Origin of the sequence: Kitasatospora phosalacinea (assembly GCF_000717185.1) — a bacterium.
GTDB classification, from domain to species: Bacteria; Actinomycetota; Actinomycetes; order Streptomycetales; family Streptomycetaceae; genus Kitasatospora; species Kitasatospora phosalacinea_A.
This window is the reverse complement of sequence record NZ_JNYE01000192.1, coordinates 1-4,246: the sequence shown is the minus strand read 5'-3', so window position 1 is coordinate 4,246 and position 4,246 is coordinate 1. Positions and strand designations below refer to the sequence as shown.

Genomic DNA, 4,246 nt, shown 5'->3' with positions numbered 1-4,246 from the left:
GCGAGGCCGGCATGTCACGCCCGTACCTGGAGTTCCTCGTCTCCGCCGGGCCCGGCTTCGACCCCAACGGCTTCCTGCGGATCGCCGCCGCCCTCGGCCCGACCTACCGCGAACTCGTCGACGGCCGCCCCGACCGACCCCCGGGCCGGGGCTCCCCGCGCCCCGGCCGGTGCTGGTGCGCCTCACCGAGCAGGAGTGCTGGGAGAAGGTGGACGCCCGGGACGTCGGCCGGATCGCCCTGCCAGGTCGACGTGTTGGGGGAACCGTGTACTGCACGCTCCTGTGCCGGACTGGCTGAAGGCGCCGACCCGGGGTGAGTAGGCCCAGATCCCGGCTTCGACTTCTCGTGCTTCGTACTCGTACTCGTACGCGGCGATCGCGATGATGGTGCGGTCCAGGTCGGCGCCACAATCGAGCCAAGGCCCTCCCGACGACTACGAACCCCAGCTAACGTCGTATCACTTGACGCGCTTTCCGTGGGGGGACGGCATGCGAGGTAGGCCCTGGCTCGTTCGCATCACAGTCATCGTGAGCGGTCTGTGCGGCGCCGCCGTTCTGTTGCTCGCGATACCCGACAAGGCCCTGGCCTGGGCCGTGGCAGGGGGTGCCGCAGCGGCCGCCGCTTTGGGGCAACGGGCTCCGGAGCTCATCGGGGAGGCGATCAAGGGGCGCAGTAGAACGCATGAACTGGAGACCGCGGACCCGTTCACCACGGACGTGAGGCTCAGGAACATCGACTACGTCACCTTCACCGACGGCAGCCAGACCGAGGACGTCCCGGCCAGCGGCCACACTGTTCAGCTGATTGTCACCGGTGCGCTACCGGAGGCCGTTCTGCTAACGGACCTTCGGGTTGAAGTGATCGCGTGGTCCCCGAGGTTCGGGGCCTTGTCCCGCCACGCGGCCGAGGTGCCCAGGCGTCGCTTCGAGGCCCTGCTCGATGCTCGGCCGCCGCAGGTGAAGGCACTGGACAGCAGCGACTTCCCCTATGCGATCGCGTCGCAGGAATCCGAAGCCTTCGACATCAAGATCACCACCGAGGCCGGGGATGTTCAGTGGGTGCTCTGGCTGGACTGGCAGTCCGGCAAACGATCAGGAAGTGCCAGGGTCGACCTGGGGGGACACCCCTTCCGCACCGCTGCCCGAGACTCCCGGCAAGCGGGGTGACGCCGTGCTGGTCCACCTGATGCTCCAGCCGGTGAGGACCATCGCGGCAAGAGGGCCGGCCGAGGACGTGCCGTACACAGTCCGGGCTTCTGCTCGGAGTCATGTGTGCGTCATCATCGCCCCCAGCCGCGAGACGGGACCTACAGCGGTCCACGTCCCGCTCACTGGGCACAATCTGCTGTTCGAGGTGCGCGCCGATGGGGGCCAGGAGGTCCTCGTGGAGCGCGTCACCCTGGGACCGATCAGCCGTTCTGCCCTCGAAGCCGACGCCATCAGCATTATCCAGAACCAGTTCATGCCGCCGTTCAGCGCCGATTTCGTCGACGCAGTCCAACGCTCGGTGTCCGCATATGAACCACTGAAATATCCGGACCTGGAAATTGATCTGGATTCCGGGTCCATACGACGCCTCGATGAGGATTCCCCGGCCCTGCCACTGCGGGTTCCGGCGCACGGGACCAAAACGCTTGTTCTTGCGCCGGTCACCGACGCGCGCGACCTGGTCAACTGGATAATGACAGCGGAGATTTCCTGTGCTGGGCGCACCGAGGAGTTCACCTGGGACATGACCGTCACCGCGCAAACGTACATGCAGGCAGTCGCCGGTCCCGAAAAAGGGCTGTGGGCGCCGGTTCATAGATTCTTCCCCGACCACTGGCACCGCGCCTCATCAAAACAGGCCGTCATTTCGGCGGTCCTACCTGGACACATCCCGACACCAGCGGCCCACACCAGCTCCGACGGGTCGCACTACCTGCGCCGACCCGGCCTGGAGAGCGAACCAGAACCCAAGAAGGCGGCGAAGCTGAGGGCGCGCGGCAACCGTCACGGTCGACGCGGCCGGTTGGTACGGGCGCGGGCCGCCTACGCAGCTGCCGCCGAGGCGGGGAGTTCCGAAGCGGCGTACTGGTTGGGATACCTGCTTGACGCGAGCGGGGATTTGGACGGGGCGCTGCGCTGGTACAGGCAAGCGGCAGAGCAGCGCTTCTTCCCGGCATTCAACGATCTTGCCGTGCTGCACTTCCGACGCGGCGAGCTCGACCAGGCGGAGCACTGGTTCCGTCGCGGCATGGACGCCGGAGACTGGACCGCCGCGGCGGGGCTGGGAGCCCTGCTGCGCCATCGCGGGGACGCCGAGGCCGAATCGCTGCTTCGCATCGTCGAGGGCACTTCGGCCGGCAAGGGGGCGGCGGCGGTCATGGGTGACGATCTCGCGCGCGCGGACCTGGAGGCGTCCGTCTCGTCCGCCGATCAACTGGCGGGACTGCTGCACGAACAAGGCCGAGTCGATGAGGCAAGAGCGATGTGGGAGGCAGCCGCAGCCGACGGCAGTGCACACGCCGCCTTCTCACTCGGCGAACTCTCACTGAGCCGGGGCGACCGGGGCGGAGCCAAGCGGTGGTGGCGCCAGTCAGCGGAAGCCGGCTCCCTGCTCGGCGCTTACCACCTCGGCGAGCTGTTCCAGGAGGACGCTGACACCGCTGAGGCCGAGCGGTGGTGGCGTACGGCGGCCGACAGCCTGGAGCGGACGCTGGCCCAGGGAGCGTCCACGGCCGAGACCGGGTCCGGCCGCCAGATCATGATCGGTGCCCTTCACCAATCGGGCGAGGTGCGGGCGGCGTACAAGCTTGGGATGAGCCTGCTCATCCGAGGCCGGGCCGCTGAGGCCGAGCACTGGCTGACTCTGGCGGCGCGAGGCGGACATCGCGGAGCCCGCTACGAACTTGCAGGGAAGTCCGAGAGCGTCCAGGAACCAATACATGACGGCGGGGCTGACCCGCACTCCGTCGAGCCGATGGAGAGTGCGATTCGGCAAGGAGACTGGCTCGTACTTCCCAAGCCTGGTTGGAAGCGCGACTCCCCGTCGGAGGTCCTGCCGGTCCATGCCATGGTCGGCGGTTGGGCGCTCGATGGGGACGGAATTCCTGGGCCATTTGAGCCGAACCCCGTTTATGTGCCCGACGACAGGTCGACTCCGACCGATCCGGTGCATGCGCTTTTGCGATTCATCGCAGCTGGCCATGACGGCGCCATCGCCGACCGGCTCCTTTCAACGCTCCGGAATTCCGTTGTCGAGATCGCCTGCGATGAACAGGCTCATCCACTGGTAGGGCTATCACCGGACGGAGTGCGATGCGTTGCGGTCGTCACTGCCGAGATCCACAAGCGACTGGTGCCTGGGGCGCGCTGGATACGAGTGGTGGGGGACAGGTTGCCCGAGGCGGTTCCTGTCGACACGGACATCATGCTGAACCCGGGAGACGACGCACAGTTCAGGCTCCTGACTCAGGCAATTTGAGTGAGGGGAGATTCCTGGATGCAATCATGCAGGTGTTGGAGCGCTCGGGGGTGCTGGTGAGAATGCGGTCCGTCGCGGTGCGGATGCGGTCGCGTTCGTCGGGGACGGGGCTCATGGGCTGGGCGCCTGTGAAGGTAGCGCGGGTGCGGTCGTGTACTTCTGCGCGTTCTCGCAGCTGTGCAGCGTGTTGGTCGGTGCGGACGATGTTGCCGCGGCCGGGGACGCACCGGTCGAGGCTGGGTGCGTCGCGCCGGCCGTCCTTCGCGCACAAGGCCCGGTCACGCCGGTAGAGGCACAGCAGAAGGGCGTTCGGGTTGTCGTAGCGGACGCTGCCGTCGCGGGCCAGGTGGCGACGGGCCGCGGCGTGCGCGGTGAGGATGCCGTCGGTCAGGTCCTCGACGAGACGGATCACCCAGACCAGCAGCGGGCCCATCGTCTCCTCGGCCAGCGCCTCGCGCGCGTTCTCTCCGCCGGTCGTCGTGGCGGCAGGCAGGTAGTCGTCCGTGCCCACCTCGTCCCGCGGCGGGCGGGCGATCCCGGCGGGCTGGCCGGTGAGCTGGTCGAACGCCCACCGCCGCGTCAGCGCGATGAGTTCGGTCTGCGTGTCGCGGCGCCCGGTGCCCGCCTCCAGCAGGTGCCTGCCCCGCTCGACATCCATGGGAGCATCCCCGCGCCGGGGCGCGGCGGATGCTCCTATGGATGTCAAGCGGCTTCGGTGAGGTCGCTTCGAGTGGTTGGCGGGTTTGTGCGAGTGGGGTGGATCGACCGCATCAGGGCGCG

General features: G+C 67.9%; 3 protein-coding genes and 1 pseudogene. 3 read left to right on the top strand and 1 reads right to left on the bottom strand.

The window, feature by feature from the left end; translation table 11 throughout:
- The 3 genes and pseudogenes from OO57_RS46530 to OO57_RS37265 form a co-directional block, all read left to right on the top strand.
- Window positions 1-317, top strand: a pseudogene (locus OO57_RS46530) (hypothetical protein); the annotation flags it as partial.
- A 211-nt stretch (window positions 318-528) separates the two neighbouring features.
- Window positions 529-1,167, top strand: a complete 639-nt coding sequence (locus OO57_RS44450) for a hypothetical protein (protein ID WP_033257308.1) — start codon at window positions 529-531, stop codon at window positions 1,165-1,167.
- Between the two features lie 4 nt (window positions 1,168-1,171).
- A complete protein-coding gene (locus tag OO57_RS37265) occupies window positions 1,172-3,466 on the top strand; it encodes a type VII secretion system-associated protein (RefSeq protein WP_033257307.1) in 2,295 nt (764 codons plus the stop codon).
- Here OO57_RS37265 and OO57_RS40205 read toward each other — a convergent pair.
- Window positions 3,441-4,124, bottom strand: a complete 684-nt coding sequence (locus tag OO57_RS40205; RefSeq protein WP_051778751.1) for a hypothetical protein — start codon at window positions 4,122-4,124, stop codon at window positions 3,441-3,443. The genes OO57_RS37265 and OO57_RS40205 overlap by 26 nt on opposite strands.
- Between the last annotated feature and the right edge of the window lie 122 nt (window positions 4,125-4,246).